The sequence below is a fragment of the Anaerotruncus sp. 80 genome, assembly GCF_009936115.1.
Taxonomy (GTDB): Bacteria; Bacillota; Clostridia; order Peptostreptococcales; family Anaerovoracaceae; genus Senimuribacter; species Senimuribacter intestinalis.
This window is the reverse complement of record NZ_QWES01000052.1, coordinates 1-4,058: the sequence shown is the minus strand read 5'-3', so window position 1 is coordinate 4,058 and position 4,058 is coordinate 1. Positions and strand designations below refer to the sequence as shown.

Genomic DNA, 4,058 nt, shown 5'->3' with positions numbered 1-4,058 from the left:
AAATCAAAAGTTGCAGTGCAGAAAGCGTTGGACGAAGCGCAACTTTTATTTGATAGTTTAATGCAGGAATATTTTGGATAAGGAGAAACTATGCCGAATTTTGAAGCAAAGCTAGAAGTTAAACCAACCGATGATTATGATAAAGCTAAGAAAGATGTAATAAAGGCAATTGAGTCAATTCGCAAATTAAATCCAAGGGAACAGGAAAAACTAGTAGAAGAGATCGCTAGGATGGTGGGAAATATTATGTTTCTGAATTTGATTCGAGGCATAGGTAGATAAGCAAGAATTGAGTGCGGAAATCCTTGGAAGATGTGCTTTTGTTTGATAGTATAATGTAAGAGAGTATTTTGGATGACTATGAAAAACTTTAAACCTACGGAATATGAGATTGAAATGGGTGAAGGAATTGCAGCGGAATATGAAAAATACGAATATAATAGAAGATGCCCTAAAGAAACTTTTGAACATTGGCAGAATCGGCTGCCTTGCGTAGTATTCAAATATAGGGATATAGGAACAATAAAGAGTCTTATCCGTGTGATTGATATTTTTAAAAAAGAGCGATTATATTTTCCTAAAGCAAGTAGCTTAAATGATCCATTTGAGGGCGGAAATGTAGATTTTCTTTCTGACGAAGATAAGGAAAGATTTAGACAAAGGATTGGAAATACTAGAATTCTTTCACTTTCTAAAGACTGCTTTTCTGCACCGCTTTGGGCACATTATGCATCTATGGGGAATGGAATTTGCATTGGATTTCACACATATGAGAATTTCAGTACAATAAAAAAAGTGGAATATTCGGATACAATCGATAAAAAACAATTCTGGACAGTAGATATTAATGATGCCGTCAAAAATGAGTATTGTTGGAAAAATAAGGATTGGTCTTATGAAAATGAATATCGCATACTTAAAGAAGTAAGTGGTGATGAAAATGAAGACTTTTTCTGCTTTTCTTCAGAAGAAATTCTTACTGTTATTTTTGGCGAAAATGTTGAACCAGAGGTTAAAAAAATTTTGTTAAAGGTTATACCAGAAAATTGTACTATCTTTGATATAAAGGTTGACAAAAATAGGGCAAGATATTATCTTATTCAAGATGATTTGCCGAAGAACAAAATTTATAAGTTGGATGAATTGTATGATGCTATTATTAAAGAATAAATACTACTTGAATGTGGTTTAATCCAGAAGTATTTCAATTGATAATTTGCGAATACTAATTTTGAGGTGATAAATCATGCTAAACATTTACTTTGGAGAAATGCCGGAAACGGATTTTCCTAATTATGTCTACAATACAAGTGTGTATTTTGACAATACCTATTTAGACGATTGGATTACGGACGAGTTTTCTCAAAAGATGATTAAAAATATAGATCGGGCTGAGGTGATTAGCGCGGGTGCTGTTGACAGCAGAGCATTAGGTGTAATTCCTGTTAAACAGTTATCTGGCGGCGTAAAAACTTTACTGCTTATCCAGCACGACTCCTCGAAGATTTTCAATGCCTCTACTTGCGGAGATAACTGCGCAAAGTGGATTCTAAAGATTGCCGAGGATGCAGATAGAGATATTGTAATTAACTTGCGTCACTTAATGGATTTTGGCGAAAAGCCTTTTACATTTAAGATTATAAATAGCGGTAAAGTTGTCCACAACATGCAGGAATATGTTTTGTCTGCGGGCATGTATTTGTAAGGCGGTGAGAAAGTGAAAGGAAAGTATACCGTAGTGGTAAAAAATCGCCGTCTGCAATATAAGTTTTCAATTGAAAGAAACATTACGGTTTTAAAGGGTGACAGCGCGACAGGAAAAACCACCTTGATTGATATGATTGCATCTTATCAGCAGAATGGTGAAGCAAGCGGTATTACCCTCAATTGTGAGAAATCGTGCACTGTACTGACAGGACTGCGCTGGCAAGAAAATTTGTCTTTGATTTATGACAGCATTGTATTTATTGATGAAGGTGATAGATTTGTGCTTACTGATGAGTTTGCAAGCGCAATTCAGGGAACGGATAATTATTATGTCATTGCAACGAGAGCACCTTTATTCAATCTGCCATACAGTGTGAATGAGATTTATGGAATTAGAAATACAGCCGGAAACCGCTATCAGGGAACAAAGCGTTTATATGCAGAGTTTTACAATTTATGCGATGTGCATGTAGAATCCATTCCGAAACCGGAGCTTGTAGTAGTAGAAGATTCCAATGCGGGCTATCAGTTCTTTGCAGACTTTTTTTCAAAATACGATATACCTTGTGTTTCGGCACAAGGGAAAAGCGGAATTTATCAAGAACTTTTGAATCAGCCCTATTCGACAGCATTGGTAATAGCCGATGGCGCAGCCTTTGGACCTGAAATTGAAAGAGTGCTGTCGCTGCAAAAGGTTAAAAATCTGATTATCTATCTTCCGGAATCTTTTGAATGGATGATTTTAAAGTCAGGAATTTTGCAGGAGCGTGAAATCCAGGAAATTTTGGATGCACCTTTTGATCACATCGAAAGCAAAGAGTACTTCAGCTGGGAGCAGTTCTTTACTGCTTTGCTGGTGGAGAAAACGGAAGGCACGACATATTTGAAATATAGTAAAAACTCAATAAATAAAGCATATTTGAATTCAAAGGAGCAAACAGCTATTATAAATGTAATGCCAGACTTATGGCTTAAATAATTTTTCGGTCGCAGGGATGTTGGTATACTAAAAAGAAAAGAGGTATACTGACATGGAAGAAAAAATTGTAACAATTCTCAATGAGATGGCTGAGTATTTGAATGTTAGCCAAATGAAAAAACTGCAGGAAGTTATGCTGAAAGCCTTTGCTGAAAGTGAGGCTGAAAAGACTGAAATTGATAATAGTGAATATCTGAAAATGTTTCTCGATGCAAAGAAAATTGAGGGATGTTCGGAGCGGACAATTGACTATTATAGCAAGACAATCAATCATTTGATTTCAAAAGTGGAGTGCTCTGTGCGGAGAATCACTACAGAGGAAATGCGAGAATATCTGGCTGATTATCAAAAAATCAATAACTGCTCCAATGTAACAATTGATAATATACGTAGAAACATTTCAAGCTTTTTTTCTTGGCTTGAGGAAGAAGACTATATTTTAAAGAGTCCGATGAAGCGGATTCACAAGATAAAGACGAAAACGGTAGTGAAAAGTGTTATTTCCGATGAGGGAATCGAACGGCTTCGTGACTGTTGCAGGGAAAGTCGAGATCTTGCCATGATAGACTTGCTGTATTCGACCGGAATGCGAGTTGGGGAACTTGTGAATTTGAATATTGAAGATATAGATCTTGAACGGCGTGAATGTGTAGTTTACGGCAAAGGTGATAAAGAGCGGCGTGTATATTTTGACGCAAAAGCCAAAGTTCATTTGAAGGAGTACATAGAAAGCCGAAAGGACGAAGAAGCAGCCTTATTTGTGACACTGAATGCACCCCATCGCAGGCTGAAAATAAGCGGTGTGGAAATTCGAGTAAGAGAACTTGGGCGAAGTGTTGCGCTGGATAGAATTCACCCGCATAAATTCAGACGAACCATGGCGACGAGGGCAATTGATAAAGGCATGCCGATAGAGCAGGTGCAGAAAATATTAGGGCATTCCCAAATTGATACAACCATGCAGTACGCCATGGTAAATCAGGCGAATGTAAAGAACTCACACCAGAAAATCATGGGATAAGGAAAGTGAGGGCTTTTGAAAAGATGATTGATTAGAGGTAAAGAACCGTAATAGGAGGAAAAACATGTTCCCTAAAATTGTTCAGGTTGTTCCAACAGAGGAACATACGGTTTATGTGTATTTTGAAGATGGTAAAATTGTGTGCTATGATGTAAAGCCTCTCCTTGAAAAAGAAGTGTTTGCCGTTTTAAGAGAAATTGATTTTTTTATTAAATCTTGCACGATAATGAATGACACTTTGGCATGGGATGTGTCGGGTAATAGGGATAGCTCTAATTGTATTGATATTGATCCAGATACATTGTATATGCTTGAGGCAGTAAAAGAGGAAATCGCATAAATTTGGATTTG

The 4,058-nt window shown here is 36.8% G+C and carries 6 protein-coding genes; all 6 read left to right on the top strand.

Annotated elements, in window-relative coordinates:
• Positions 1–90: 90 nt before the first annotated feature.
• Complete coding sequence (locus tag D1155_RS15365) at positions 91–282, top strand: hypothetical protein (RefSeq protein WP_160203290.1); 192 nt, start codon at positions 91–93, stop codon at positions 280–282.
• Between the two features lie 78 nt (positions 283–360).
• Positions 361–1,170, top strand: a complete 810-nt coding sequence (locus tag D1155_RS15360) for a DUF2971 domain-containing protein (RefSeq protein WP_160203289.1) — start codon at positions 361–363, stop codon at positions 1,168–1,170.
• A gap of 76 nt (positions 1,171–1,246) precedes the next feature.
• A complete protein-coding gene (locus D1155_RS15355) occupies positions 1,247–1,705 on the top strand; it encodes a DUF4869 domain-containing protein (protein ID WP_160203288.1) in 459 nt (152 codons plus the stop codon).
• Between the two features lie 12 nt (positions 1,706–1,717).
• Positions 1,718–2,686 (top strand): translation initiation factor 2, encoded by a 969-nt coding sequence (locus D1155_RS15350; protein ID WP_160203287.1) that lies wholly within the window; start codon positions 1,718–1,720, stop codon positions 2,684–2,686.
• A gap of 52 nt (positions 2,687–2,738) precedes the next feature.
• A complete protein-coding gene (gene xerA / locus D1155_RS15345) occupies positions 2,739–3,707 on the top strand; it encodes a site-specific tyrosine recombinase/integron integrase (RefSeq protein ID WP_160203286.1) in 969 nt (322 codons plus the stop codon).
• A gap of 64 nt (positions 3,708–3,771) precedes the next feature.
• Positions 3,772–4,047 carry a DUF2442 domain-containing protein gene (locus D1155_RS15340; RefSeq protein ID WP_160203285.1) on the top strand — a complete coding sequence of 92 codons (276 nt, stop codon included), beginning with the start codon at positions 3,772–3,774 and terminating at the stop codon, positions 4,045–4,047.
• The last annotated feature ends 11 nt before the right edge of the window (positions 4,048–4,058 follow it).